At 31.5% G+C, this 26,159-nt stretch carries 29 protein-coding genes; 18 read left to right on the top strand and 11 right to left on the bottom strand.

The window, feature by feature from the left end; translation table 11 throughout:
• From DI060_RS04945 to DI060_RS04915, 6 genes are all read left to right on the top strand, one after another.
• Positions 1 to 472: hypothetical protein (locus tag DI060_RS04945; RefSeq protein WP_167836921.1), on the top strand; the 472-nt coding region annotated here is incomplete at its 5' end.
• 16 nt (positions 473 to 488) lie between these two features.
• Positions 489 to 743: an HNH endonuclease gene (locus DI060_RS04940; protein ID WP_108974378.1), complete on the top strand. Its 255-nt coding sequence runs from the start codon at positions 489 to 491 to the stop codon at positions 741 to 743.
• Positions 733 to 1,194 (top strand): hypothetical protein, encoded by a 462-nt coding sequence (locus DI060_RS04935; RefSeq protein ID WP_108974376.1) that lies wholly within the window; start codon positions 733 to 735, stop codon positions 1,192 to 1,194. The genes DI060_RS04940 and DI060_RS04935 overlap by 11 nt, the downstream gene beginning before the upstream one ends.
• Positions 1,195 to 2,386: 1,192 nt before the next feature.
• Positions 2,387 to 2,848, top strand: coding sequence for a hypothetical protein (locus DI060_RS04925; RefSeq protein WP_108974372.1), 462 nt, complete (start codon positions 2,387 to 2,389; stop codon positions 2,846 to 2,848).
• A gap of 67 nt (positions 2,849 to 2,915) precedes the next feature.
• Positions 2,916 to 3,488, top strand: a complete 573-nt coding sequence (locus DI060_RS04920; RefSeq protein ID WP_108974370.1) for a hypothetical protein — start codon at positions 2,916 to 2,918, stop codon at positions 3,486 to 3,488.
• A 109-nt stretch (positions 3,489 to 3,597) separates the two neighbouring features.
• A complete protein-coding gene (locus DI060_RS04915) occupies positions 3,598 to 4,164 on the top strand; it encodes a hypothetical protein (RefSeq protein ID WP_108974368.1) in 567 nt (188 codons plus the stop codon).
• 129 nt (positions 4,165 to 4,293) lie between these two features.
• On the opposite strand, the gene DI060_RS04910 is transcribed toward DI060_RS04915, so the two are convergent.
• Together DI060_RS04910 and DI060_RS04905 are read right to left on the bottom strand one after the other, a co-directional pair.
• Complete coding sequence (locus tag DI060_RS04910; protein ID WP_108974366.1) at positions 4,294 to 4,791, bottom strand: hypothetical protein; 498 nt, start codon at positions 4,789 to 4,791, stop codon at positions 4,294 to 4,296.
• A gap of 1,115 nt (positions 4,792 to 5,906) precedes the next feature.
• On the bottom strand, positions 5,907 to 6,449 hold the full coding sequence (locus DI060_RS04905) for a hypothetical protein (protein ID WP_108974364.1): 543 nt from the start codon (positions 6,447 to 6,449) through the stop codon (positions 5,907 to 5,909).
• Positions 6,450 to 6,993: 544 nt separating this feature from the next.
• On the opposite strand from DI060_RS04905, the gene DI060_RS04895 reads away from it, so the two are divergent.
• Positions 6,994 to 7,332, top strand: a complete 339-nt coding sequence (locus DI060_RS04895; RefSeq protein WP_108974362.1) for a hypothetical protein — start codon at positions 6,994 to 6,996, stop codon at positions 7,330 to 7,332.
• A gap of 974 nt (positions 7,333 to 8,306) precedes the next feature.
• On the opposite strand, the gene DI060_RS19145 is transcribed toward DI060_RS04895, so the two are convergent.
• Complete coding sequence (locus tag DI060_RS19145; RefSeq protein WP_244594287.1) at positions 8,307 to 8,519, bottom strand: hypothetical protein; 213 nt, start codon at positions 8,517 to 8,519, stop codon at positions 8,307 to 8,309.
• 328 nt (positions 8,520 to 8,847) lie between these two features.
• Here DI060_RS19145 and DI060_RS04880 point away from each other — a divergent pair, with 328 nt between their 5' ends.
• The 4 genes from DI060_RS04880 (at position 8,848) to DI060_RS04865 (ending at position 12,529) form a co-directional block, all read left to right on the top strand.
• The gene (locus DI060_RS04880; RefSeq protein WP_135354997.1) at positions 8,848 to 9,552 is read left to right on the top strand and encodes a hypothetical protein; all 705 of its coding nucleotides are present in this window, start codon (positions 8,848 to 8,850) and stop codon (positions 9,550 to 9,552) included.
• Between the two features lie 156 nt (positions 9,553 to 9,708).
• Positions 9,709 to 10,359: a hypothetical protein gene (locus tag DI060_RS04875; protein WP_108974356.1), complete on the top strand. Its 651-nt coding sequence runs from the start codon at positions 9,709 to 9,711 to the stop codon at positions 10,357 to 10,359.
• 71 nt (positions 10,360 to 10,430) lie between these two features.
• Entirely contained in the window at positions 10,431 to 11,939 is a 1,509-nt protein-coding gene (locus DI060_RS04870; protein ID WP_108974354.1) for a DUF2779 domain-containing protein, read from the top strand.
• A gap of 68 nt (positions 11,940 to 12,007) precedes the next feature.
• Positions 12,008 to 12,529 carry an opioid growth factor receptor-related protein gene (locus DI060_RS04865; protein WP_167836920.1) on the top strand — a complete coding sequence of 174 codons (522 nt, stop codon included), beginning with the start codon at positions 12,008 to 12,010 and terminating at the stop codon, positions 12,527 to 12,529.
• Positions 12,530 to 12,760: 231 nt separating this feature from the next.
• On the opposite strand, the gene DI060_RS04860 is transcribed toward DI060_RS04865, so the two are convergent.
• Genes DI060_RS04860 through DI060_RS04845 form a run of 4 tightly spaced genes read right to left on the bottom strand, consistent with a single transcriptional unit; the run spans position 12,761 to position 16,471 of the window.
• Entirely contained in the window at positions 12,761 to 13,555 is a 795-nt protein-coding gene (locus DI060_RS04860) for a hypothetical protein (protein WP_108974350.1), read from the bottom strand.
• Positions 13,556 to 13,560: 5 nt separating this feature from the next.
• The gene (locus tag DI060_RS04855) at positions 13,561 to 14,892 is read right to left on the bottom strand and encodes an MBL fold metallo-hydrolase (RefSeq protein WP_108974347.1); all 1,332 of its coding nucleotides are present in this window, start codon (positions 14,890 to 14,892) and stop codon (positions 13,561 to 13,563) included.
• A 2-nt stretch (positions 14,893 to 14,894) separates the two neighbouring features.
• A complete protein-coding gene (locus DI060_RS04850) occupies positions 14,895 to 15,740 on the bottom strand; it encodes an agmatine deiminase family protein (protein WP_108974345.1) in 846 nt (281 codons plus the stop codon).
• On the bottom strand, positions 15,737 to 16,471 hold the full coding sequence (locus tag DI060_RS04845) for an ankyrin repeat domain-containing protein (RefSeq protein ID WP_135354996.1): 735 nt from the start codon (positions 16,469 to 16,471) through the stop codon (positions 15,737 to 15,739). The genes DI060_RS04850 and DI060_RS04845 overlap by 4 nt, the downstream gene beginning before the upstream one ends.
• 285 nt (positions 16,472 to 16,756) lie before the next feature.
• On the opposite strand from DI060_RS04845, the gene DI060_RS04840 reads away from it, so the two are divergent.
• Positions 16,757 to 17,476: a hypothetical protein gene (locus tag DI060_RS04840; protein ID WP_108974341.1), complete on the top strand. Its 720-nt coding sequence runs from the start codon at positions 16,757 to 16,759 to the stop codon at positions 17,474 to 17,476.
• A gap of 291 nt (positions 17,477 to 17,767) precedes the next feature.
• Entirely contained in the window at positions 17,768 to 17,989 is a 222-nt protein-coding gene (locus tag DI060_RS04835) for a hypothetical protein (RefSeq protein WP_108974339.1), read from the top strand.
• A 387-nt stretch (positions 17,990 to 18,376) separates the two neighbouring features.
• On the opposite strand, the gene DI060_RS04830 is transcribed toward DI060_RS04835, so the two are convergent.
• Both DI060_RS04830 and DI060_RS04825 read right to left on the bottom strand, forming a co-directional pair.
• Positions 18,377 to 18,658 (bottom strand): hypothetical protein, encoded by a 282-nt coding sequence (locus tag DI060_RS04830; RefSeq protein WP_135354995.1) that lies wholly within the window; start codon positions 18,656 to 18,658, stop codon positions 18,377 to 18,379.
• Positions 18,659 to 18,888: 230 nt separating this feature from the next.
• The gene (locus tag DI060_RS04825; RefSeq protein ID WP_108974335.1) at positions 18,889 to 19,107 is read right to left on the bottom strand and encodes a helix-turn-helix domain-containing protein; all 219 of its coding nucleotides are present in this window, start codon (positions 19,105 to 19,107) and stop codon (positions 18,889 to 18,891) included.
• 142 nt (positions 19,108 to 19,249) lie between these two features.
• Here DI060_RS04825 and DI060_RS04820 point away from each other — a divergent pair, with 142 nt between their 5' ends.
• Positions 19,250 to 20,188 (top strand): hypothetical protein, encoded by a 939-nt coding sequence (locus tag DI060_RS04820; protein WP_108974333.1) that lies wholly within the window; start codon positions 19,250 to 19,252, stop codon positions 20,186 to 20,188.
• 102 nt (positions 20,189 to 20,290) lie between these two features.
• Here DI060_RS04820 and DI060_RS04815 read toward each other — a convergent pair whose 3' ends face one another.
• Positions 20,291 to 22,381 carry a bifunctional DNA primase/polymerase gene (locus DI060_RS04815; protein ID WP_108974331.1) on the bottom strand — a complete coding sequence of 697 codons (2,091 nt, stop codon included), beginning with the start codon at positions 22,379 to 22,381 and terminating at the stop codon, positions 20,291 to 20,293.
• Between the two features lie 363 nt (positions 22,382 to 22,744).
• On the bottom strand, positions 22,745 to 23,353 hold the full coding sequence (locus DI060_RS04810; RefSeq protein ID WP_108974329.1) for a hypothetical protein: 609 nt from the start codon (positions 23,351 to 23,353) through the stop codon (positions 22,745 to 22,747).
• Positions 23,354 to 23,939: 586 nt separating this feature from the next.
• On the opposite strand from DI060_RS04810, the gene DI060_RS04805 reads away from it, so the two are divergent.
• The 4 genes from DI060_RS04805 to DI060_RS04790 all read left to right on the top strand — a co-directional run bounded on the left by DI060_RS04805 (position 23,940) and on the right by DI060_RS04790 (position 26,131).
• On the top strand, positions 23,940 to 24,167 hold the full coding sequence (locus DI060_RS04805; protein ID WP_108974327.1) for a hypothetical protein: 228 nt from the start codon (positions 23,940 to 23,942) through the stop codon (positions 24,165 to 24,167).
• A gap of 50 nt (positions 24,168 to 24,217) precedes the next feature.
• Entirely contained in the window at positions 24,218 to 24,883 is a 666-nt protein-coding gene (locus DI060_RS04800; protein WP_108974325.1) for a tyrosine-type recombinase/integrase, read from the top strand.
• Between the two features lie 186 nt (positions 24,884 to 25,069).
• Entirely contained in the window at positions 25,070 to 25,684 is a 615-nt protein-coding gene (locus tag DI060_RS04795; protein ID WP_108974323.1) for a hypothetical protein, read from the top strand.
• Between the two features lie 255 nt (positions 25,685 to 25,939).
• Positions 25,940 to 26,131 (top strand): hypothetical protein, encoded by a 192-nt coding sequence (locus tag DI060_RS04790; protein ID WP_135354994.1) that lies wholly within the window; start codon positions 25,940 to 25,942, stop codon positions 26,129 to 26,131.
• Positions 26,132 to 26,159 lie beyond the last annotated feature (28 nt).

The following is a 26,159-nucleotide window of genomic DNA, read 5'->3' as shown; positions in this document are numbered from 1 at the left end:
GTGGGATGTTAATGAGAACTGTTCCCAATATTATGAACAATCTTATTCAACTTTAGAGAGATTTCTATACACTCCTTTGACATTGCAGGAGAGGCTTCAATTTAGGGAAAGAAGACTGATCAATGAGCTAAAAGAAGTGGAAATGCTTCAATTAAGTAAAGGATATAAGTTTGCAATTCTTAGAAATGATTACTTTTGGAAAAATCATTATGATAAGGATAGGATGCGAAGAGAATTAAATTATAACCAAAGAGCCTTTAAAATCCATTCTCATATTGAACCAAGAAAATGGTGTGATGCCGAAAACTTATCACATGAATTGCAATTGGATAAAAGAGAGATAATGTTTATTGCGAAAAAATGGAAAGAATATGGATTGTGTGAGGTAATTGAAAGAAAAGAGAGATACCGCATTAAATATAAAATTAGAACAAAGAAACTTAAGCTATATTATTTATTATATTCATCATAAAATTAAGGAGAAACCAATGGAAAAATTTAAACTTAGAGCTTCTCACATAAGAGAACTTCTAAAAAAACAGGAATATCGATGTTATCTCTCAGGTGTTGAACTCAATCCCGACAATGTAGATATAGAACATATAGTCCCACTAGGAAAGGGTGGTCTTCATGAATTGACCAATCTATGTTTGATCGAACGCTCCTTTCGAGAGCTTAAACGTTATCATACTGTAGAAGAAATAAAAGATTTGTGCCAAAAAGTTGTTCTCCATGGCTGTTGATAGATTTACAATAAAATCTCTGATTGATAATTTACACCAAAGGATTATTACATCCGAGACTGAAATTATTTTTCAAAAACCTCCTTCTTGGCGAAAGACAGTTTATTCTCTGTGTCAAAAAGAATTTTATTTTGAATTTCGTAAACGGAAGACCTTTAAGGAACGTTATGAGAATCAAATTAAATACCAGAGAGAATCTCAGGCTGGTAAGTGGGTTAGAGTAATTGATAATCTCATTGGTAGAGAATTTTTAGATTATACCATGGAAAGACGAATCCGATTAATATGTTTAAAATTAGAGGGAAGGTTTACTGAAGAATTAAAAAAAAATATACCCAAAAAATTGAATCTAAAGCGATATATTCAAACAGTTAACGAACGAAGTATTGAGGATGAGTCTTTTTCAGTAGCCATAAAATATATGGCTTCGAGGTTTAAAAAGTTAAAGTAAAAGATTCAATGGAATTGTAGATTTAGAAAGATTTCGTTGAAACGGATACTTTACGTTTATAATTTTGAAAGATATAACAGATTTAAAAGATATTAAAGATTTCAAACGGTTCAATTATCCATCCATTAAGAGAAAGACTCTACGATTGACTATTTCAATATAAAGTTATGACAATCGAAGGTTCAACTTTATTTAGTGTTGCGAATGCTATATCGGGAATAGATGCTGGATTGAGAAAAAATAAAATGTATATAAAACCCAGAAGGATGAAATAGAGATGAGAACTAGAATAAAAATATGTCAGAATGGGATTCGATCAAATCATTCAAAATTGCAGATTTGGTGCGTATTCATATTATTATTTTTCTCTATAATAAATTGCAGAAGCGAGAGGTCACAATGTTATAAAGATAATGGATTTTATTTTAAAGCGGACTTCTGTGGTTTAGCCCTAGTGTCCTATTCAACAGTGGAGAATATAAAAAATTCTACAAGGGAAGGAAAGCCAGATGCAAATATGTTTCAACTAGCTGGTGATGTCTCTTTGGTTCAATGCGTTGTTGATACTAGGAACCGAAAAGAATGCGATAAAAAATCGGATGTGTTTCCGCACAGATGGTGAGAATGCTTTTTATTATAGTATTTGAATTCAAAGGGATAGACTGCTTAAAAAATACCAATAATTAGAAAAAGAAAAAGGATTAACTTGGACTAGTAGAAAGATATTTACCAGATTGTAAGGAACGCCTACTGAAAATTAAACTAGATTCTGCTTTATGGTTAAAGAAGATTCTAACTTTTTTAGAGACTTAGAATAATGGTTCGGATTCCATTACAACTTCAATTTTTCGTCAATCTTAACGGGATGTCCTATTTTAAATCTAAAAACTTAATAGGTTTAGTATTAAATGAAATGAAAGGTTGTCCACATAACGGCAAAATATTTAATTTGTGAGTTATCGATTTTTTGCCTTTTATTCTCTTATTGCCTATCTAAAATGATACAAAAAAAAGTTTTTATTTGGAATCTCGAATCTTCAACTTTTAGTAAAAAAATATTTACAATATTCTCTTAAATTTAATTCTGTTACTGCGGTTAGATTATGGAAATTAAGAAACGAAATGTATCATTGTACTACTTAGTCTGTTTCCCTTCCTGGAATGTTCCTCAACAAAGGATAGAATCTTTTCATTGAAACCTACATCTGATTCAGAAAACATCGAAATAAAAATCATCGAATTTTCAAAAGATAATAGTTATGTGCGTGGGAATTCCATTTTTAGGTCAGTAAATCCAAATTATGAAGTAGCAGTCCTCGGTGCCGCAGTAAAGAATAAAACAAATTCGGATATTATTGTAGGAATGGCACCTGAAACTATCGATCCTTTAGACAACAAAACGGTTTTAAAGCCAATTACGATAGATTTCTGCTGTAGTTGGTTAGATAAAACCTTAAGCTCTTGGAGAGTTATCTTTTTCATTGAATCATTGCCGTCCTTCGAAGACTTTAAATTAGAATCAAATGATTTGGTTATCCGAAACTTCATTTTCATATATCCGAAAAGAAAAAATCCGATTTCTTTCACGTTTAAACACAAATATTTGACTGAGCCTGAATATAAATCTTTTGATGTTAAAGTAAATTCAAATTAAGCCTACCAAAATAAAATTATGGTTTCATCACAAAATTAAATAATTAAATAAAAGAGAATCTGACATTATGATTTTAAAAAAAATGAAATATCTTACTCTATTGGTCTTATTACTGAATTGCAATTTTTCAAAAGAACAGCAAAATAGTAAGCGGGAAAAAGAGGATTCAAATTTACTTTTGGCTTTATCTTTGGTGAGTTCGCAAAATTCACTTCCCTGCACAAATATCGAAAACGGGAAAACAAATCTTTTTTCTGTTCCGATTAATCTTTGTTACACAACTACAAAAGCAGAAATTAATTATGTAATATTGACATTTAAAGAAATAGGTAGCTATAATTTTGAATATTCTTTGCCATCAGGAAAATATAGCTTAACCACGGTCATGTATACTTGCGATAATGAATCTAGTTGTGTTCAATTGAAAATAAGTCAGGATTCTTCTGTCAAATATATTGCTCAATTAAGTCCTTCAGGAACTGTGTCTTCGAGTTCGTATTCGTATACTATTTCATCGCAAAATACTAAGCTTTTGTTAGTTTATCAAACCACAGATACAAATATAGTCTGTGTAGCCAACTGCCAAAATTTTAATCAAGGTTCTGGAAGCTCTTCGACATTGAAAATAACAAAAAAATAGATTTATACAAAGTTAAAAAATTAACTTTAAAACTATCAAAGAAATAGAATAATTAAGAAGTCTGGAAACATTTCGTTAAAAATTTTGTTTATAAAAGGATTAGTCTAATATGAAAAATATCTTATTTCTCTTTTTGATTTTTATATTATTGAATTGTCATACTGACGATCAAAATGCAAAGAATCGTACTTTGGCAGTCCTTGGTATATTAATTTCAAACTCAACTTCTCCAGAAAAAAGCTGTAACGAGATTTCGATACCATCGACAATCAACATAAATGACAATTTAGGAAGATTATATTGTAGCTCAGATTTTAACTATAAAACAATTAGTGGGTATTTCAAGACCGATTTGCTTACATTGCTCTTTAGAGAAGAGGGTGATTATTTAATAAAATTAACACGTCGGGAGAGTTTTAGAAAGTGCGGATCAGCGACAGTTTCGTCGATTACTGTCGACACAATTTACGGATTAGGAGATGGTAAAGCAATTACGTCTCAAATTACAAAAACCGATTCGGTAAATAAAGAAATAAGCAAATTAGATTCAATTCTTGCAAATCAAAAAAGATATTTATTTCCCGATGGAGAAGTGGTAACTAGCAGTGGTACATGCATTGGCTCAACAAGTGATGTCGGTGGAAAGTACTTTTATCTACAAGTTACAAAGAAATAGACAAGGATTGTAAAATTTTATGATAACTTATTCTTGTTATTTGAATAAGTAATCATATTACCTGAAAATATTATTCTTCAATAGTTTAGTTAAACTTTTTGTCAGTCGCTTCGCTCGCAAAAATTATTCCTAGTTTATTTGCTTGGCAGCTGGAATACAATATTTTTCAGTAATTGAAACACTACTATAGCTGAAGAGAAACTTATGCTCATCTAGATTAATATCCTTTACCTTTAAAGGAAACGCAATCCACCCTGAATTCGAATTGTAGCCAGCTTGGCTGAGTTTGTAACCTGCTAATGCACACAGAATAACTATTTCTCCTTTCTGAACATCAAACGTAATAATTTTGGAGTTAGTGCTGTAAGTTCTGTTACTTGAATAGTAAGCAGATATTTCGTATTTTCCAGGATTTATGTAAAACAAATCCAATGTTCTACTAAATTCGCTGAAATCCAAGGGTACATTGTTTATAGATTTTATAGACAGATTAGTGTTTAATGCTAAGGCTAACTCACTAGCAGGAACTTGTTCTTCTGATTTGTATCGATAAATTTTACTGGATGAACAATTTAAATTCAGAAGACTTAGACATACAAAACCTAATAAAATAACAATACGCTTCATAATCACTCCGTAGTACCAATAAACACATGTCAATTTTACCTAACTCCATAAAAAAGAAATTCTTTTTTAATTAAAAACGAGAGTTTAAAAAACTTTAGAGGTCGTCCCCTTTTTTTATCTTATCTAAAATTAATTGTTTTACCATTTGTCCTTGAACTAATTTTGGATAAGTAGACTGAGCATTTTAAACATATTTTGATATTTTGATTTTTCTTGAGGTGTTTATTTAAGTGAAAGAAATTCATCCAGTCGGTTTTATCAACCACTAACTCCTTAGCGGAGACTACGTTACATATTGGATGGTAGTCCTTAATTACATGGCTAATATGCGAACCAGCAGGTGTATAAATGCTATAAATATTTTTCATGGATTTAAGTTCTGTTCTATAATAAAATTTTGAAAATCAAAATTCTCTTTTAAAAGAATGCCATTAGAATAATTTTTTAGAAAGTTCGCATTTCTGACTTTGGGATTTCAATTCGGTAGTAAAATAGTCTTATATTTATTTTATAATACGATTCAGGTAGACCGAGGGATACTCAACGATTACAAAAAATGAAATCATATCGCCCTGTGGCAAATTATAAGAGTTTTAAGCAGAAAAGAAATCTCGAAAAATAAAGAGTCTTTCTTTTTTCAGGATAGAGATTTCTCTGAGAATTTAAACTACAGAATTATTCCAAGAGAGATAGAATGCTAATACGAAAATTTATTGTGCAGAATCTTACTTCATAAAGATTTTGATCTCTCCTGATTTTTTGTTAACTTTGATCTCGACCTATCTATTATCCGAAATCTTTGAGATAGCTGAGAGAGATTGTCCTAGAATTCATCGAAGTCTATTGTCTATAGGACAAATAAAGTAAATCGAGAATATCTTCTGATCATTGGAAAATATAGAAAATTATTGTAGAAGAAATAAAAAAATCCCCCAAAGAAGGGGATGAAAGATTTTGTCATTTTTTCCTTAAACAAACTAATCACTGGAGATTTTATTTTGAAGAAAAGAGTATAGCGGACGTTATATAAGTCAACAAATTACAGTGGTTCAAACTTTCTGATCACGGGGTAATGAATCAAAATTTGTAGGGATTTATGTGTGGTTACTTTTTTCTTATCGAAAAAAAAATATGATGTTTGTAAGTAATGAAAGACTAAATAACATTGATAAATTCCAAACTCGATTGTCCAAGATTTCTATCCGTTCTGAGTTGATGAATTCCATGGTTTTGGAAGAAAAAATGTTACTCGGAACAGTCGTTTCATCATTTTTGTTGGATTTTAACATCTTACGAATATTTGCCTGTGTATCTTCATCTACGAGTATTTTCCCAGCCAATTCATCATATCTTTCTTTTATTTTGGGATTTGTTCTCCATCTAATGTACGCATTATTATAATAAGGAAAGGCAGATTTGTACTGCTTTCTGCTGTAAAGGTCATCTGCCTTTTCAATCCACAATTCTGTTTCCAATAATTCTAATTTAGGTTCATCCATTCCCAATTGATAAAATCTTTCAATAAGAACCTCAGCATCATGAAATTTTTTTGATTTTAATAAGTTTCTAAATTGGAAAATGTCTTCCTCGGAAACTTCCTGAGCATTTATGCTTATGGAAAAGAATAAGATTGAGAGAAGTATGGGATTTTTTGTCATATTTACCTATTCAATATTACTGCCTTGTGCCCGAATCTGCTTCTTGGCATGACAGAATTTTCTTTTACCCATGGATTTCCGCTAGAATTAGATAAGTCCAATGAATATACAGAATCAATGGGTAGATTTATTTCTGATGCTCCACCAAACAAATATGCTTTTCTTTGTTGGTAGGAGATTTCCATTGAGGGGAAATATAGGCTAACTGGTATATTTGAACCAGTAACAAAAACATTTGAAGAAGAACCTAATACGGTATACTCAAAACGATTTGATGGTGTTATGGCAGATACAGGTTGTACTATATCGGTAGGTATTATACGGAACATACAACGAAAGGTGAACGAGAAAGGCTTGATATCGCCAATGACATGATAACTAATGGAACTAATGCAACAGGTACAGGAATTTTAGCCATGATGGGTTGCCCCATTTGCGGGTATGTCTTGGCTGGAGCAACCGCATTAAATCTAGTTACAAAACACGCATGTTTAACAACTGGAGGAATTGGAGATGGCAATAGTTTTGGGTCAAGTTATTGATTATGAAAAGTAAAAAGATCGGAAAGTTATTTTTATTTGCAATCGTATATCCTTTTTTCTTTTCCTCATTAACTGGAGAAAATGAAGTCCGATATCCATTTTTATCACAAAAAATGCCTAGTGGAAAAAACGAGAAATATCGAATCGAAATGTGTTTTGACTCGGAAAGTATTCCCGAAAATAATATAAAAGAATTTATCTCAAAATTAAATGTTGAAATAAAAAACAATGGCTATTCTCTTTTTATTGAAGAAATGATTTATATCCAAAGGGATAGAATTTTACAACCCAAGCCCTGCATAAAATTAATCGGATTAATTTTTAAGAATGAGCAGGATTAGATATTTTATCTTTATTCTAATTTTTGATTCTTGCACTCCTCTTTTGGAAACAAAAATTTTATCTCAGATTACTTTAAAAAAGGAGATACTGCAGGAATCATATTTATCTTTAGGGTCAGTTTCGGAATTGTCCTGCTACTTTACCATAAAAGAGAAGCCTTTGCCTGAATCTGAAGTAGTAGATTCTCTGATGAACAAATTAGAAAAGAACGAAGACGCCGTAAATGTAAAATTGGAATATCAAGAGCCTGAATTTCAATTTTTTTTATCTATCTTAGGTCAAAGCCTTATATTCAAAAGATGCATCTTGATCACGGCAGAGAGAGTTAAATCTATTGAACGGCAGTGAGATAATTAGCGAATATTAAACAAAATTTGATAATAATTAATATTGGTTATTATGAATAGAATAGGTAAATTAATCAGAATCAATCGAGATATTTTTTCCCGATGTTTATTCTTCCATAAGAAAAGATCAATGCGAAAAAACAATTAAAGGGATACTTGTTTATTGAGCAATTGATAAGCTACTTTTCAGATATATTAGCTTTATTACATAAAAACGGATACCTTCTTTGCGAGGTTTAAGGAAGTGACCTGTCAATTAGAGGACGATTAGATGAAGTACCCGAATTTAAAGAACAAGCGGTGAAGCGAAGGATCTTAGGATTCGATTATTATAGGATAAGATTTCGAATCCTTTTTTTCACTCTAAAAGAGAAAAATCGAATTCTATGTTTTTCATAATCTAAAGGATGTAAAAAGCAATCGCAGAGCCTTAGCTAAGTCTTTTTATATTCAAGAGAGATAACAATTTTCTACTTGGTTAGAGGAGTCTTTAGAGATTTGAAATTTAAATGAATTAGAAAAGTGTCTGTAAAAACTTTATCTGGCTAAGTTGCATCTTTCGGGATGGATGGTGTTGAGGATTGAGAGAGTTCTAAGAGTGTATTTTCGTTCGATTTGTTCATTGTCTAGGGGAGAGAGGTTCTTGGTTGGTTTTCTAAAAGTAGATTTAGTGAACTTAGGGAGGAAGGGAGAATAGAAGTATTTGAGTTTCTAGAATAGGGATTGGGGTCTTTGGTGATACGTCCCTTGGTATTTTGGGGGTTTAACTCAGGTTTTCTGTAGAATTCATCAGAGTTTTGTTTTTTTCTAGAATAACTAGATGTTTGGTGATTTATCATCGATGGATCTCACTATAATATGTACGAGATTTTGTCAACAAATTTAGACTCGGTGAGGATTTTTTGTTTTGTTTTAACGAACATTTTAAAGATGGAGTTGGGCGAGTCCCCTTCGGGGTCGGAGTTCTACGGGGTTCGCTATTCGCTCCCGTCACTCACCTGACCTTGGGTTTTGCGGTGAGTGACCAAGACCTCCGAGTTCCTCTCGCAAAATCAAACAAGTATACAGATAAAATTTCTAACCTAAATATCTCTAATTAGAATAAAATTTTGATTTTCTGAATCTTTTTATGCTAATTTGTCTTACGCCTACAATAAACTCTCTCTCATGAACGACATCAATCAGCACGAGTTCTCATCTGAATGGAAAATGGCAATGGATGCCATTTCAATCTATTTCAATGGAATAGATCAAATTTTTCCATCGACTTCCTCTGGTTATTGCATTTTGCTTCATGCTTTAAAAAACGATTGGAGCTTGACTTACCTCATAAATGAAATACGCCAAGATTCCGATTCGGCTGAATTTGAAAATCCTAAATTGCCATTTTGGTGGAACGAATGGACGGGCTTACTAGAGACATTGGAGACCCAATTTGAAATATCATTCCCAAAATTAAAAGAGATAGCGGAGATCAAAAATAATGAAGTGCATCTAACTAAGACCCAGTTTAATCCAAATCTCAGCATTGAAAAAATTGCCGAAGCTGTAAGCATTCTTTCTTCAGGCGAATCATTAAAAGAGGAGTTTTTTCTAAACCAATCGATTGTCACCGACAAGAATCAACTCCCCAATCCATGGTCAGAATCCTTGCAAGATCAAACTCGGTATGTTCTAAATCAGCTTCCGATTTCTTCCTTTTTGAAGGACGGGCATTGCATTTTAAAGTCAATTCATCATGAGTATGGGAGGATTTCATTGGATGACGCAATTTCTTATAATTACAGAATTAAGGATATGGATGCTGAGAAAGTGATCTATTCCTTTGCTACGTTAGATGAGTTAATTGAGGCGGGATGGGTTGTTGATTGAAGAATGCAGAACAGCAGTTTATATTATCGTCCTATGAGTACGATCTCAAAGAAAAAAGATTGATTTTGTTAGTATAACAAATATTTGTAAACGGAATTTATAAATATATTAAATATTTTGAATGAATACTAAAATGAGGTTAAAGGAGAAAAAAGTATGAGTAATAAAGAGAAATCTGAATTTGAATCGATTTGGGATAAAGGAAACTCTATTCTATATGAACTATGTAGAGAAAACCCAAGACACGATGACTTGGAGATGACGGTTGCTAAATCGTGGTTGATTGGAAGGTCATATTCGGTTGCGTTAGAGCGTCGTTATAAGAGTGTTTCAAATGGTCAAATTACAAATATTCCTAAGTTATACGAAGCATTTCACGGTTTATGGCAATCATCAGATTTACAGAGCCAACTTGATAGAGAAATTTCAAAGAAGTCAATGGCGTCATTTGAAAATCTTGAAGATTTTAGTGAAACTCTGAAATTACATCATGATTTAACTGTATCAATCAGAAGATTTTCGGGTCAGGGAATATCATTTGCGTCTAAATACCTTCATTTTCATGCCCCAAAAAGATTTCCAATTTATGACCAGATAAGTAAAGTTAATCTGAAGAATGAACTTGAGAAAGCGAATTTAGATTATACGACAAGGTCGAATATTGATTTCAACTTTGATAGTATTGATGATGAATATCTTGTTTTCTGTGTTAATTTGTTATCTTTGAAAAAAAAGCTCGAATCAAAAGGTAATCGTTCAGAATTACTGACATTCCGAGAAATTGATACCTATTTACAAAGATATTAACATTGAATTCTTTATTTATGAAGAGTTTCAATTGGTAAAAAAGGTTAAAAATAGTTTTCTAGGAAATATGAGTGACCCAGTTTAAACATAAAATTTCAAAATCACGATTTGTATCTGGAATTCAGTGTCCTAAAAAACTGTATTTTGATTTATATAGGCATGACTTAAGACCTACATTATCTGATTCTCAAGAACTTCTCTTTGAAAATGGAAATGCTATTGGAAAGCTTGCCCAGCAGGTTTTTCCAAACGGAAAGGATGCAACTCCGATAAACTTTTACGATTTTACTGAATCTATTCTGAATACCAAGGAATGGATGAGGGAAGGCGTTCAGAATATATATGAAGCATCCTTTTTCTATGAGGAAACATTATCGGCATTGGATATTTTTCATCGAGAAGGGGATGAGATCTGGGCTATTGAGGTAAAGAGTAGCACTTCGGTTAAAGATTACTATCTAGTGGATGCATCGCTTCAGTATTGGGTGATGACAAATGCGGGATATCCTCCAGATAAGTTTTTTCTTATGCACATAGATAATAGCTACATCCGTAGAGGAGAGATAGATCCGAAACAGTTATTCACCCTGACAGACATTACGTCTGAGGTGAAGAGTAATTTTGATTGGGTCGGAGAAAATTTACATGAATTGAAATCGATTCAGAAAGAAAGAGAACCTGTTGTCGAAATTGGCAATCATTGCTTAAATCCTTTTGAGTGCGATTATATAAACCATTGCTGGAAACATATTCCAAAGGAGAATTCTGTTTTTGATTTAACCAATGCGAGAGGTAAATCCTGGAAATTGTATGAGGAGAATATTCTTCATCTAGCCGATATACCTGAAGGGTTTCCACTAACAAAAAAACAGAAGATCCAGGTAGATGGAGTCAAATACAATCAATCGAATATTGAAATTGAATCAATTCGAGAATTCTTATCTACTTGGAAGTTTTCTCTTTATTTTTTTGATTTCGAGACTGTTTTTCCAGCAATACCGATCCTTCAGAATACATCTCCGTTTCAACAGATACCCTTTCAATACTCGCTTCATGTGATTAACGAGCCTAACGGCAAATTAATACATAAAGAATTTTTGGCAGAGCCCTCTCATTTTGTTTCACATTCTGAAATCGATCCTAGGTTAAAACTGTTAGAACAAATGCGAATCGATTTAGGTGACTCAGGTAGCATCGTTGCTTATAACGCTTCCTTTGAAAAGAATGTATTAAATGATTTGTCAAAAGCATATCCGCAATATTCTGAATGGATAAACTCAGCTATATCCAGATTTGTAGATTTATATGAAGTTTTCCGCAAGGGATGGTATTATACCCCAAAGATGGGAAGTTCAGCTTCCATAAAATCAGTTCTCCCAGCTCTGGCTCCTGAATTCAGCTATACTGATTTAGAAATTTCAAATGGAGGTGATGCTAGTAATACATTTATGGCAATGATAGATGGTTCTCTTAATGGAAATGTGGTTTCTAAACGAGATGAATTACTTAAATACTGTGAGCGAGATACTCTTGGTATGGTTATTATTTGGCAGAAATTGCAAGAATTGCTGAAAGGGTAAAGGGGTTACTAACTTGCAGAAAGAGATTCGATTAAAAGAAAATCATTTTAATCCAAGATATGTGGAATATGAAATACACATCTAAAATTATAGAATTTTACAGTCTTCGGATACCAGACAATCGAAATAGGCTTCTGATAGACATTTGGAAACAGAATAACCATTGGTTAGAGGTCACTCATGACTACATCCAATGGCTATTTCCCCTTAAAGAAAAAAGTCAATTCAATGAAAACGCACCTATTTTAAAAAACGAGGATATAGCTGAATTTTCAAACAATGAGTTTCTAAAAGAAAATCTCAAAAAGTCATTTCTTGTGCTTTTAAGATTTTATGGTTTAAGATTACGAGAGGAGAATAGGTTATTTCTAACCGAGTATGATGAGTCTTTTCAGATTCGTAAAAATGTATGGCTAACACCAGGAAATCATAATCATTTACGTATCACAAGAATTTTAAAATCTTTATCTTTACTTGCTTTGAACGATTATGCAAAATCTTTCTTCCTCTGTTTGGAGGATATATATAAAGCAGATAAGCAGAAAATATCAAAAATTACTTTTTCCTTTTGGAAGGAAGCCATTGAGTAATAGGAAGAGTATCTAAAGCGATAATAAATAGTATCCACTATTACCAAAACACGGAGATATAGTAGAGCCAATTTTTGCCATAATTTAAAAAGTGTCCGCTAAAACGTAATCAGGCTAATGTGACCACTGCTTCTTTACGGAACTGTAAGGTGAATACTATGCTAGCACATCTTAGAAAACAAGGTCTTATAAATCAGTAATGGGTGAAATTGAAAGTTTTACTTTTTCAAACTAGATGAATTCCTTTCCATTCCAAAGTAAATTTGCTTTAGAGCTATCCTGATCGTCGACTGTCGCAATAAGAATATTTGACAATTTGCTGACTTTACTTATGAAGGTAAGGGCAAGTTTTTTTGTAAGTTCTAGAAGTTCGAGTCTTTCTTTGGAATTTTTATTAACTTCTTCAATCAGTAAGAGAACTCCAATTTCCTTGTACTTTTTGAATTTACTTGGATATGCCTTCAATAATCTTTCAATTTGATTGTCAGTGATTAATTCGGAAGCATACGTAATTGATTGAACTAACGCAGTGAAAGTATCAGTATCTTTACTACTTTTTACCTCGCAAATATATGGAGTCTGATTAAAAGAGAGTAGAAGGTCGATGCCTCCTATACCGCTCGAATTACTCGAGGTATTTTCTTCCAATTTAGCGTTAGTTGTTCGAATTGGACTAATTTCGTAGTCTACATATTCAAAAGTGACATCTTTTTGCTCTCCTCTCAATGAAAGAAATTTTGAATTAAATATTTCAGTTAAAATAGTCCGACCTGTTTTTCCATTATCCGATTCCTGGAGCTTAGGTTTATGATTTTCATTTCGATTGTGAAAGCCTTCCTGAATATTTTCGTAGAGACTGAAATGGTTTACGCTTTCATCGAATATTTTTACAAGTTCATAGCCCTCGTGATCGTTCAATAAGTTTCTTGCACTATTAAGTTTACCATCCTCACCAGTAATATTTTTATCTTTAAATATTTCGTAAAATTCACGGAGTTTTGTTTTTGGGATAATTCTGTTGTTCATAAGTTCTAGACCTCAAATAATTTATTATCATTAATTATGATTACTTTATTCTCAAAAGTAGATTTGAATGTTAAATTTGACAAAGTATGTATCGGAACCAAATAGCCTGGGTTAAGTGCTTTCACAAATCGTTGTAAATCCGATACATAAGCATGTCCACTCGTATGAACAGTAACAAGCCTTAGTTTGTATTTGTCAATGAATTCATGAAAATTTTCTTGTAGCTTCAAATATCCTCTCCACATCGAGAAAATATACATTGAATCATTTAGATCTATTTCAGAAGTAACCAGTTGCTGACTTACTTCTTCCAAAACGTATTGCGAAAGTCTTAGTACAATTTTATGTTGTTTTTCTAATATTTCCTGGATGCCAATTTTATGTTTTTTGTATTCCTGTAATAGGCTTGGTTCAAATTCTTTGAGCTTCCGAGCTTGATTTTTATGATAGAAAACTCTGATGGTTCGTTCATTATCAAAGGGAGGTAAACTCGGATTTAATTTTCTTAGCTCTACTAGTAGATGATATTGGTATAAATCTAAAACTAATAGTTTTCTATTGGAAAGACATGCCTTATAAAGCTGTATCAATCGTGTTATATTACTACCAGCCTGCATAGAGAAGGTTATTTTTTTTGTTTCTGATAGGATTCGCTTAAATTCTAAAAATACGGTTTCTTCTGATGAAAAATCTTCCGTATGGCTTCCTCGAATAGAGGTTCCTTCCATCAGAAGGCAATCAATGTTTTTAGGAGGGTTTTTGATAAGATTATCGAATGTGTATTTTGTAGCTCCGTGACCTCGAAAGTCACCTGAATAAAAGATTCGTTTCCCGCCTACCTCCATTAAAATACAATATGCTCCATAGGCAGAATGATCGATTGGAAATGGAGTAATCTCAAAATCACCAATTCTAAATTTTTCTTTGGCAAAAGATTTTACATGGGATAACATCTTATCAATTCGATTCTTGCTTGAAAGAAAACAATTGCTCGCTCTCAATATCTGAAATGTATCTTCGCCCATAAAAATTGGAATTTGGGGATCAATATAGTTCATTAAGCCATAGTGATCCATATGAGGGTGTGATAATATAACAGCTTCAATTCTATTATTGGATTCGTAGAGATCCTTATTGTCTGGAAGGATTCCGTTCTCAATCGAAGGTGATTGCGTCAATTCTTGGTCTATTGGAGAACCATCAGGATTCATTAAGGGCATTCCTAAATCCAATATGATACTTTTTGATTTGTATATGATCTCAATACAATTGCCTCCGATAACATTAGAACCTCTGTGTATAATTATAGCTGGTTTAGAATCAAGCTCGGAGTGCATTGTTATATTGCCTCTCTAATGTGATGATTAGAAGAAAAACAAGACCATGAAATGCAATTTAACAATCCACCTTCTTTTGCAATCGTGGTAAGTAAAATTGGAATAATAGTTCTATCTGGAAAAATCCCAGAAACGGTAGCTATAGCTTCTTCATTTTCTTTTTCCATGTTATCAAAAATTGGTAAATAAATGAAGTTTCTAAACTCTAGGTAATTGATATAAAATCCTTTGGCAGAGATTTCGTCTCGCTCAGGCTTACAAGGTATCTCTATATAATCTAAATTGTTCGAATTGATAGCCCTTTCGATCAAACGTCGAATACTTCTTGGATATACGTTTAGATCGTTTATCAAAATAGTCGAGTCATCAATAAATCGGAGCATCCCATCCGCATGACCCAAAAAATCATCTTTCTCAGTAGGAAATATAAAAACCTCGGCTTCTAGTAGCCTTTCAATTTCTTTAATTAAGGATTGTGGAGTTCTTTCTGCGTTTTCCTGAAAAATTCGATCAAGTATGATTACTCGTTTCTTTCCTTTAACGATATTTCCTCCATCGATTTTTATCGAAGAGTAAACTGGATTTATTTCTAGATATTGACAGACTTCCTTTTGGTTCGTAATGAGTTCAGGATCGTTTTTGAGATAGGAAGGCAAGTATGAGAAGCTTACAAATCGCTTGTGGTCTATTTGAATCGGCATAAAATCACGAACCCAAATATCATTGGTTTGATCCAAAAGATGAAAATTGACAGTTATTGAATTTTGAATTCTATTCCAATCTTCTTTATGATTTTCTATGATTTTTTTAGAGAAGAATAGGGTATTAGTTTCTTTATCTAGAATCATACGTTTACCTCGACTGAAAATGCATTAATCACATCTTCCCAATAAGTTAAATCTTGATTTTCAAAAGGAGTTAAATTAATATGATTCTTTAAATATGGATTGGCACCATTTAATAAACAAAAATTTACTATTTCTTTATCCATGTTTAAAATAGCTAAATGTAGAAGAGAGTTTCCTTCTTCATTTTGAATATTTATATTATCTGAATTAAAATGATCAAAAATCAATGATCTCGAAATTTCTTTTAATTCTCTTTCTTTTTTATTGTATAAATTAAAAATAAAAATTTCATTATTCATATTTCTTGTAAAAATAGAGTAATCATTCCAGTTGTTGATTCCTTTGAGAATTTTTGTAAGGACAGTAAATGAATAAGTTTCCAACAATAAAAATAATATATTTTCATTTAATTCGTTATAAGAGTTGAGGTCTAACTGAACGTTAATATTTTTTTCGAAAATCTTGATGTCATTGTTGAAAGTTATCTTTGAAAATAAATTGGTCATTAATTCAACTTGATTAAAGTTAAGGTTAATTATTTCTTCGATATTTCTGTTTTTAACTGAATCTTCTTTTGGAAAATAATAGAAAATATTTGAGATACTGTCCCTTAATAAATATATTGTAGTTTCGATATTTATAGATAATAGTATAGTCCTTCGTTCTTCTTTATTTTTTATTGATAAGATTATCTCATCTCTTAGTTTTGAGTTCATTCTTAAGTGTTTCATTCTTTTAATTGTATCATAGCTCTGGGACAAAAAAGCTGGATTAGGATTTTTGTCGTTAGTGTTGTTAGTAGAAATTTTATTTTTTATGATGAAGAAATATATTGAAGAGGAGCCTTTTTTGTATTCAGATTATACTTATTATGTAAATATTAAGTTTCGACTTTGTTTCAGGTTTCTGGAAAAGTATTATAGGTTTTGTTATGACCTAATTTTTGGTAGACGGTAGAAATAGCTAAGTTAGATTAGGTTGGTTTTGAGTTATAGATAAATATTGGAGATTCCTAGATGGCAAATAGTTCAAAAGATGATAAAAATAAAAATGCTGGTCTTGCATTAGGGGCGATAATAATACTTTATTCTATTTATCTAACAGCTCTTAATTTAATAAATATTACTACAATTTGGAATTTCGGGATAATTCAGTATGCTAAGAATATAGTACATATTCATGCTGATAATTACATAAAATTAACTCGAAACTTTGATGTGTATGATGGTCAATTGTCAATTGAAGACACTGAAAATCAAGCTAACATAAAATATAAATTGAAGAGTGGTCAAATAGTTAAGTATAAGGGTTATTCTGGCACAAGTAATATATCCTACATAGCAATTCAATTTTTTGAAGAGTCAAAGAAAGTTTCTGGCTACATACTTTTACCTAAGCCAAAAAAATGGGATTTTTTTGAGTTGGAGAATGAGGAAAATTTTTGGTATAATATTAAGATAGATAATTTCAAAAATTCATTACGAAATAAGTATTTGCATGAAGTGAAGAGCAAAATTAAATTTCAGACAGAATCAAATTCATTAAAAGCTGAAAAATTAATTCAATCTAAGGAGTTTCAAAGTGAATATAGGGTAATTGATGATCCAGATTATTACACGATTCCTAAAGTTGGTATTCTTTACATACCAAACAATGATTATCCATTACTTAAAGAAATTTATGGGAATTATTTTGGAAAAGATATTGAAGTAGATTTTTTACAATTGTCGAAATAATGTTTCCTTATCACTATCTGTTTCGCCTAGACAAAATAGTAAAAAATGTTATACCTTATCATTGCTGAACTTGAGAAAAGTAATCTAGGAATATCAGGTTTAGATTCAATAGGATGGTGGTAGAGGAGATTATGCCATCCGCTATTGAATCTAGGTTAGCCGAACATGTTCAAGACATGAATTTAAAATGCTGAAAATCTAACAACGTAGCCTATATTTTAAGTAATAATATATTCTCTAAATAGAATAAAAAAGAATAACATTTCTTATTGTTTGTGAGAAGGTAAAAGTGTGGATTTCGATTTAGGACGTTATCAAGATATAGATTACACTCTCAAAAAGCATCAAGTTGGAAAGGACGGTGCAATGTATTGGTTTGTTGTGGAGGGACATCTATCTGAAAAGTTCTATTATCCCAAAGAGATAAAGAAAATGGAGATCATTAGAGAATTAAAAATTAAATGCGAAGCATATATGAATAAAGAATTATTAAAAAAGCTAGTAGGAAATTGAAGAAAGAATAAGTCAGTATTCATTTTCAATATATTTCAATTCAACTTCCTTTAATCCGCATAATGTCGCCTTATGTCTCAAAGGTATTATTTGACAATCTGGTTTGGTGGGATATAATCCATGGTTTTATTAAAAGTAAAGAATGAATTTAAATGCACATATATTAGAGATTACTAATTCAAGAGTGGGTAACTTACTTGTAGAAATAAATTTTGCTTAAATTACATAAGAAAAATTAAACTCTGAAAAAAAAGTAATTTCTTAATTATACCTATTGTTATACGAAAAGAGAAAAATATTTTACTAATTCTGATCAAATTAATAATTCGATTCATCCCGTTGCAGGTGTAATACCTAGTGTATATCAGTTAAGATTTTAGAAAATGGTTATTCCTTCATTAAATTAAATAGAGATAAATATGATTCACCATATAGATCTGGAAATTCCTTCATTAACCTAAAGTACTTTGTTATCAATTGTCTATGTTTATTTTTCTCTAATAATGGTAATTCGCTAGGTGGAAATGTCGAGAGAATATCGTCTAACCCGATCTTGTGAGAGTAGTAGTCCTGAAGAATAGCGTCAATATCCAATAACCTATCAGCCTCCATATCTGCCTGGAATTCATTCCAATCACTGACAATGAATTCGTCATTGACCTCTCCCATGGAGAACCTTAATCTCTTATTTTCCTTAAAATTCATAAAAAACCTCTCTGGAGGGCATTCTCCCTAAAGGATATATTTATTCAATAACATTTGTTAATGTAAGAACTTTACTTGACAAATATTCTAAAAAAAAAATATAAACTCGGAATTCATTTGAGAATTTTTTCATTGGGAGATGAAATTTCCCAAATTTTTAGAATTCGTTCTCACCTAGACAACTAATTATTTTTCTAGATATCAATTAGGTCTGATGGTTTAATTTTTAAATGTTTTGAAATATAAAAAAGCGATTTTGCGGTAAAATTAGTTCTTCCAGCCTCTATTTCCTGTATAGTCCGCACTGAGATGGCATAATCACCGAAATCAAATTCCTCCTGATTTAATCCTTTTTTCAATCTTTCGTTTTTAACTTTTTCTCCAAATTTCTTCAAAAAATCCTCAAATTTCATACGCAATATAATGCGGGGTAGTTGACAAAAAGTGAACGCAGTATAATGTGGGTAACTTGTTAACTGTATTCGAAATTCAAAGTATCTGGAATTTTTAGATAAAATAATGTTTTGTAAATTTGGTTAGTGAGGTAATGAAATTATGAAAGATAAAAGCTTTGTGATAGTTTTGATTTTAGTTGTCTTACAATTTCAATGTCAGTCGGCGGAAGAGCTAGAAAAGAAGAATCAAATAGAGAGAGATTTGATTATAAGTCAAAAGAAAGCTATGTTGCAGTCGAATCTCGATAAAATAGGAAATTATTCTTTTCCCATTCCTTCCGAAGATTCTGTTATATTGGTAAAAGAGGCTGAGGACATAAAGATGACAATCCCGAGTTACAGCAATAATTGGACTCTCGTAATGCCAAAAAAATTTATTGGATTTCCTCAACATCATGACCGAGGAGGCGAAAGAATTTTTCCAGAATTGACAGGCAATATTCCAGACAAGATAAGAAAAGTAGATGTTCGCCAATTCTTCGGATCAAAGCATCGAATTGAAACTGAAAATTACGAGAAAATAGACCCTTTTGAAAGGGAAAAGATAAAAAAAATTGATTTTGATTTAATTTATAATCAAAATAAATACTTCATTTATTTACTTGAATTTGATTTAAAAAATTATAATGCAGAAACTAAGAAATATAATTTCAAGGTAAGCTTTGCATTTGATGGTGAAATTACCGTAGAACACGAATTAATGAAGAAAGCTAGAGATTATAAGAATAAAGTCTTCTTAACATTACTAATTGAATTAAAGAAAGGAAAAAAATACTCGGAACCAAAGAAAGAATGTGTCATCTATAACCAATTTGCGGAAGATAAATGCCTTAAGTGGAAGTACTATGAAAAGCCGATACTTCTTTTCAGCGGAGCAATAATTAATTCAAGTTTTTTATTTACTAGTTTTGACCAGGAAACTGGTCTCTATATATTAAACGAATATTTTCAATTTCCTGTAAAAAGAAAAGAAATTAGTAAAATCTACTGGAGCAATTATACTCCCGATTATTTATATAGGTGCGAAGAATGTAAATAGAACCTTTATCTATAAACGGGCATAATCGTCTCTTGGAAATTTACATCTTTCATTTTTGATAGAAGAATTTTAACAAAAAATTATAACATAAATATACTATCTTTAGCCTTTTTCTCTTCTCTTGTTAATGAAATAGGCTTCCTGTTTATAATTAGTTATTTTTCTCTTAAGTGGATTCAATGCCCGTTCCTTTTTTTCAATATTTTTCTTTCCGAATTTTTCATTCACAAATTTTTCATAAATTTGATTTAATGGTTTTCCTGAAAGCTCAAGCTTTTCATTTTTTTTGATAACGACCTGATACCTTAACAATGTTTGTATTGTTTTATAAATGACTCTACGATGATCTTTTATATCCGTAAAGTATGCATATATTTCAGATGCACTTAAAAAGTCATGCTGGCGAAGCAATTCGATTATCTGCATTCCCTTTTCACCAATCGAAGGAATATAGACCAGGGGTTGATTTCCATCTTGAGGAATAAACCTAGGTAAATCTAGTTTCTTAGGTATCTTTAAAGTTGTTAGACTCTTTAGGGTGAATTTAATTGGATATGCCATTCTGTTTTGATTATAATCCATCCATTCTATATTTTCTATAATTTTATGTTTCTCGAAAATTTTAAGATATTCTTTGAGCGACTTATTATTAATCCGACCATTTGAGAGTAGAGAGATCTCTTTTAGGTTCATATTTATTTCAAGATCATTATTTATTGATGCGAGATTGAAAAAAACGTCTAATGCTAGTCTCATTTTCTCGCTATTCCTCTTACTGAATACCCGAAAATCAATTTGCCTTAGGATCGAAATTGACATTAATATATTTACCCACGTTGTATCTTGATTATTTAAGTATTGTGGGAAGTGTTTAAGAGTTTCTCCAACTCTAAGTGCTTGCTCGAGAAATTTAGGAGATGAAATGCATTTTGTTCTTTTTGAAAAATGCTTTCTTACCATATAAATTATATAAGTATCAGGAAAGTTTCTTACTTTTAAATTGGTTATGAATGCCATTTCAATTTCAGACCTTTGTCCTTCTTTTGCATCGTTTACCTTTTTGATTAAATTAGGTGGGAAAGAATGAAATTCACTATTTCTGTTAAATAATGTCGAGGCGATGTCATACTTGTAATTAATATTAAAAATTTGTTCTGTCTCAATATTGGAACATAGTAGTTCTTTAATTTCATTTTCTAGTTTTGTTTTTAAGTTTTTTTCTATTTCCTGCATTTCATAAGAGTAGGCGTTCTGGTAACCCTGAAGAATTAGAGAATCTTTTTCAGAGGCGTTCAGTAGCTTTTTATTTACCTCATCATATTTTTTTCTTAGCTCTTTCATTTGCTCTGTATTCAATATTATTCCTTTTATATTTTCTAATTCCTTTTCTTTCTTAATGGTTTCAGATATAATTGTATCTATATCTAAGCTACCTTCTTTTCTATCTTTTATAATAATTCTCCTTTTCTTCTCCTCTTTAGATTTTCCTTCGGTTTGTGCAAATATATAGCATAAGATGTTTTCTAAATCTTCTGAAACAGATTGAATATTTGAATTATTGAGAATACGATAGTCCCGATCTTGGATGAATCCTTTCTTGTTGATTTCTTTGAGAGATAACCCTGGAGCAATTACTAAACCTTTTGGAAGGTAATCAATTTTTATTACATCCACTTTTTTATCTATGGTATCGAATTTTTCTTTATAACTTTTTAAGAGATCACCATTAAGATGCAAGTTTACTTTAATCGCTCCAATTTTCCTCTCCTGAATTAACTTGCTAGGTCTTTTGATGTAATAGTGAATTCCTCCAGATGGAGTTCTTACGGAGAAGGTTTTTTCGAGTAGCTCCTTTTGGAATACAAGCCATTTTAAATTAAACTCTGGGTTATTATCCCTTAGGAATTTAATTTTTCTTTCAGTGCATTCTATGTCATCGAAATCTAGTACGACCAAATCAGACGCAAGAGGGTTTAAGAAGAAAGTCCAGTTGAAGTCCTCTAATTTTGATTTTCTAAAGCTTTCTATCGTTTTTTTTCGAATTATTTTAGAGTTTTCTATATTTGGTTTTTCATAAATAATGTAGTCAGCATATTTGATAGATGTGTAAAATTCCTTACCTTTGAAGTTTTTTGGAATTGGAATAAGTATGACATCGTTGGATTTTATCTTTGTGGTATGTATTAATTTCATATCTCTTTACCTATTTTTTTTAATTTGTATCTATAATTATTTAAAGGTGTATTTATTTAAGTATATATATTAGTAAATAAGGTATACCTTCCCATTATATTTGTGACTCTATATGAACAACATTCAAGATTATATAAAATTATAGTTTTAATCCAATAAGTTAAAAATAAACACCTATCATATGTTAAAATATATTTTAAATAGTTCATTTTTATTTATTTTATTCCTCCTCGCTTAAGATTATTTACTATCGAAAATATACCATATACTTTAAAAACACTGATTTTTGATATAAGCATGAATGATCCGTTCAATTTTCTTATATAGGAGGGAAGATCCATTTAGAATCAATCCCTCCAATACTTAGTTTTTCAAAATGTCTGGAAACGCAGTCAATATCAGCATCTCCAGTTTACCTAATGTAGAGTTTTTAACTCCATCCCAAGGCTTTTCGTAATTTGGAACACCTGCAATCGTTTCGCTAAAATGCCATGAGAATTGAAATCCTTTGAATTCTAAATAGTAAACAAACCGATGATATGGCTGATTCTCATCGAGTGAAAAACCATGAGTCAAGTTTAGGTCGTCCGCTAATGAAACGAGTGTTCTCAGAAGTGCTACCTTTTCATCATAGTAATTTCTACTAGTAATTCCAAAATATCTTTTAGCATTTAAATTTGCATCCTCAATGTCTAAGATATTTCTTAAGAGACGAGCTTCCTTGAAGAGAAAACTCCTTTTTGTTAATCGTCGCTTTACCCTATTTGTACCAATAGTGCAAAACACTTTCCGTGCGAGTCTTATACTCATACTTCTGTAGCCCCGTTCACGCTCATGAGGTGTAGTTAAAATTGAATCTATTACTTCTGTTATAGATTTACCAATTTCTTTAATCTTAACTTTAGAAGATAATCCGACTGTCGTCTTTATTACCTTCTCCCTTTCAATACTCAAATTCTGACAGCTTTTCATAATTTTTCCTCCTCTTAATCGCTATGCGATAAAGTATTGATTTGCTGTATCAGAATTTGAAATTAGCAGTAGCACTGATCGATACTCTTGTAACAATCGTTAAGTAATGGATTAACGATTGGTCAAAGTACAGAGCAGTGAACGGCTTTGTTCGAAATCTTTGATTTGAAATGTGTTTTGATTTGCTTGTAAGCATAATCTCTCCTGCCAATTCCGAAGAATTGGAAATTATTTAAAATTTGTTGGAGAGCAAGGTGAATAGAAATTCAGCTCTGGTTACAATTGGTATGTAATTCTACGTTCGAAGTGTGGGGAGTTTTGTCAACTTTTTTCAACTTTTTTATACAAACTTTTTTGAATTTTTTAAAAAGACTGAGTTATATGGTAATTTGATTTCCTCTCACCTAAAATGCCTTTCAGGTTAAAAGATTGAAGATTTCTGTATAAAAACTTCAATTTCTAACAATAGGCTAAGGTAACTTTGAAAATTCTGTGAAGTAACTGCCGAAATATTGCAGAATTCAGCAGTTAGATCGCTCATTTTTAAGGCTTGAAAAATTAAATTTATCTCTGATCGAATGTTGTTATGTCATTATCTATTGTGAAACAGGAAGTAATTACCGCAATTAGAGAAGAAGTTAAAAGGAGAGGGCTATCAATAAGGGGCATTGTTGATATTTCTGATTTATCATATACTCAGATTCAAAAAATCATATTTGAAGACCATCCCAATGTATCGCTCGATTCGCTATTGACCTTATGTGAAGCACTTAGAATTCCTTATGGATTGTATATAAAGAATAAAAAAACTTGACAATTAGTTAGCTGATCATTAAAGTGATCAGTCCATTAGGGGGTGTAACTATGGAAAATGCTAGAGTAATCCAATTTCCCTCTGAAAGAGTCTCAAAACCCAGCTTAAAACCTCACAGAATCGATTCTGAGCCATCTTTAGGACAAATGGTAGGTAAAGGTCTTACCGATGCAACAATGCGGGAATTAGCTATGAAATTTGCAAATCCAAAGACAGAAAAAGACCTCAGGAATAGACTCATTTTCTTATTAGCCTCATCCACAGGACTACGAGCCAAAGAGCTTGTTGGTTTAAGGTTCTCAAACGTTACTCACTCTCCTGAAGGCGATATCCTCGTAAAATATCGTAAGAAAGGAGGGAAGTTTGGTTACACAGTCATTTTGAAACATGTATTCGAAGAAATAAGTAATTATCAGAGCAAAATTGGAGAGAAATCTGATTTCTTTCTCTTGTCATTACCTAAAAGGAAGAATGGTAAACGATCTCCGTTAAGTACACGTGGACTTCAGTGGATTGTCAATAGCTGGAATGTAACAACTGCTTCAGGTAAATTAATTCACCCCCATGCGTTGAGACATACAGTTGCACAAAAGACTTTTGATCATTTTGGCTCTATAGCGACACAGAAGCTCCTTGGGCATAGCTCCGCCAATACGACATCTAATTACTACACTAGACCATATTTTAATGCGGGTTCTGTGCTAAATTGGGGTTAAAGATTTCATTTTTATAATTCCTCATTCAAAGTTTTCACAAGTTACGTCTGTTGTTCCCTTTTTTAGAATTCAAATCCTTCATTAAATTAGTAGAGTCTTTAAAAATATGTTGACAAAACTCTATTGGTGATATAGTGGGGCTGAAAATATTTTCGAAAGGAATTTAGAAAAGAGAGGTACCCATTTATGAATGAAAAAACAACGGTTGAAAAAGTAGCAAAAGACTACTTCACACAGACAGAGTTAAAAAACAGAGGTTGGACAAACAAAGCAATAATGCTCTTTTATTCTGAACCTGATCTATTGAAAAATAATCCAAGATATGCTTCGGCACCAAAAATGAAACTGTATGATATTGATAAAGTAAAAGAAATTGAAAGTTCCGAAGAATTTACGCAATTTCAAGAAAGAAATCAAAAAAGAGTTTTAGGTGCCGAGAAAGCGATATCGACGAAATATGAGAAAACTTTAGAGGAGATTGAGAATTTTAAAGTTGAAATCCCAATTTTACCAGAAAGAAAACTTTTTAAACTTGCGATTGAAAACTATAATGAAAATCAAATGGCTAGAGGAAACTTCCATAAATTTGCAAATCTTGATTCTGATACCGATTTTCTTCATAGAATAACTGTTAATTACATACGGCATGTACTCACGGACTACGAAATGAAATTACAAGAAATAAAGAGAAGGGTGGGTAGTGGCACAGCATATGAGATGCTACGTAAGAAAGTTTTTACAGCAATTAAAGAGGCTTATCCATATCTTATAGTAGAGGATACGTATTATCGAAACTTTTGAGTATCTCCTTTATCTATCAAAACTGGTTATCGTTACATAAGCAATTAAACAAAGAAATTGTACAATATTTGGAGGTGCTCTATTAAAAAAATTATTACGTCATACGGTTTCATCGCTTCATTAAAATGGAATGGCGAATGGTTCAGCGATAACCATAAGACATTCTCTCGAATTATCTTGCCAAACTTTATGGGCAAGGACGTCCCATTCGATAGTTTAAATTTAATTTCACTGGTGATTCCGAATTGCATTTTTATGAAAAATCATACGGAAGATTCCAATAGTTTTGATTCAACTTCTATGGTGATGAATTTAGATTCTAATTTTCTAAGACTCAATAAACCTGAATTCAAAGACTTCGGCTTTCTCTGGGCATTTAAAGAATCTAAATTTGCATTCATAAAGTATTTTACCATGGAGGAGATAAACAAATTATCACTGAACTAAATCAATTGGAAGTTAGCAGTTTTAAGGA

This window comes from Leptospira ryugenii (assembly GCF_003114855.1).
Lineage (GTDB): Bacteria > Spirochaetota > Leptospiria > Leptospirales > Leptospiraceae > Leptospira_A > Leptospira_A ryugenii.
The sequence above is the reverse complement of the archived record's forward strand: the minus strand, read 5'-3'. Positions and strand labels throughout refer to the sequence as shown.

Bases quoted from the DNA above. Each gene is read 5' to 3' on its own strand.
- DI060_RS04940 (WP_108974378.1), top strand. From the start codon at position 489: ATGGAAAAATTTAAACTTAGAGCTTCTCACATAAGAGAACTTCTAAAA.
- DI060_RS04935 (WP_108974376.1), top strand. From the start codon at position 733: ATGGCTGTTGATAGATTTACAATAAAATCTCTGATTGATAATTTACAC.
- DI060_RS04920 (WP_108974370.1), top strand. From the start codon at position 2,916: ATGATTTTAAAAAAAATGAAATATCTTACTCTATTGGTCTTATTACTG.
- DI060_RS04915 (WP_108974368.1), top strand. From the start codon at position 3,598: ATGAAAAATATCTTATTTCTCTTTTTGATTTTTATATTATTGAATTGT.
- DI060_RS04910 (WP_108974366.1), bottom strand. From the start codon at position 4,791: ATGAAGCGTATTGTTATTTTATTAGGTTTTGTATGTCTAAGTCTTCTG.
- DI060_RS04905 (WP_108974364.1), bottom strand. From the start codon at position 6,449: ATGACAAAAAATCCCATACTTCTCTCAATCTTATTCTTTTCCATAAGC.
- DI060_RS04895 (WP_108974362.1), top strand. From the start codon at position 6,994: ATGAAAAGTAAAAAGATCGGAAAGTTATTTTTATTTGCAATCGTATAT.
- DI060_RS19145 (WP_244594287.1), bottom strand. From the start codon at position 8,519: ATGATAAATCACCAAACATCTAGTTATTCTAGAAAAAAACAAAACTCT.
- DI060_RS04880 (WP_135354997.1), top strand. From the start codon at position 8,848: ATGAACGACATCAATCAGCACGAGTTCTCATCTGAATGGAAAATGGCA.
- DI060_RS04875 (WP_108974356.1), top strand. From the start codon at position 9,709: ATGAGTAATAAAGAGAAATCTGAATTTGAATCGATTTGGGATAAAGGA.
- DI060_RS04865 (WP_167836920.1), top strand. From the start codon at position 12,008: ATGAAATACACATCTAAAATTATAGAATTTTACAGTCTTCGGATACCA.
- DI060_RS04860 (WP_108974350.1), bottom strand. From the start codon at position 13,555: ATGAACAACAGAATTATCCCAAAAACAAAACTCCGTGAATTTTACGAA.
- DI060_RS04855 (WP_108974347.1), bottom strand. From the start codon at position 14,892: ATGCACTCCGAGCTTGATTCTAAACCAGCTATAATTATACACAGAGGT.
- DI060_RS04850 (WP_108974345.1), bottom strand. From the start codon at position 15,740: ATGATTCTAGATAAAGAAACTAATACCCTATTCTTCTCTAAAAAAATC.
- DI060_RS04845 (WP_135354996.1), bottom strand. From the start codon at position 16,471: ATGAAACACTTAAGAATGAACTCAAAACTAAGAGATGAGATAATCTTA.
- DI060_RS04840 (WP_108974341.1), top strand. From the start codon at position 16,757: ATGGCAAATAGTTCAAAAGATGATAAAAATAAAAATGCTGGTCTTGCA.
- DI060_RS04830 (WP_135354995.1), bottom strand. From the start codon at position 18,658: ATGGGAGAGGTCAATGACGAATTCATTGTCAGTGATTGGAATGAATTC.
- DI060_RS04825 (WP_108974335.1), bottom strand. From the start codon at position 19,107: ATGAAATTTGAGGATTTTTTGAAGAAATTTGGAGAAAAAGTTAAAAAC.
- DI060_RS04820 (WP_108974333.1), top strand. From the start codon at position 19,250: ATGAAAGATAAAAGCTTTGTGATAGTTTTGATTTTAGTTGTCTTACAA.
- DI060_RS04815 (WP_108974331.1), bottom strand. From the start codon at position 22,381: ATGAAATTAATACATACCACAAAGATAAAATCCAACGATGTCATACTT.
- DI060_RS04810 (WP_108974329.1), bottom strand. From the start codon at position 23,353: ATGAAAAGCTGTCAGAATTTGAGTATTGAAAGGGAGAAGGTAATAAAG.
- DI060_RS04805 (WP_108974327.1), top strand. From the start codon at position 23,940: ATGTCATTATCTATTGTGAAACAGGAAGTAATTACCGCAATTAGAGAA.
- DI060_RS04800 (WP_108974325.1), top strand. From the start codon at position 24,218: ATGGAAAATGCTAGAGTAATCCAATTTCCCTCTGAAAGAGTCTCAAAA.
- DI060_RS04795 (WP_108974323.1), top strand. From the start codon at position 25,070: ATGAATGAAAAAACAACGGTTGAAAAAGTAGCAAAAGACTACTTCACA.
- DI060_RS04790 (WP_135354994.1), top strand. From the start codon at position 25,940: ATGAAAAATCATACGGAAGATTCCAATAGTTTTGATTCAACTTCTATG.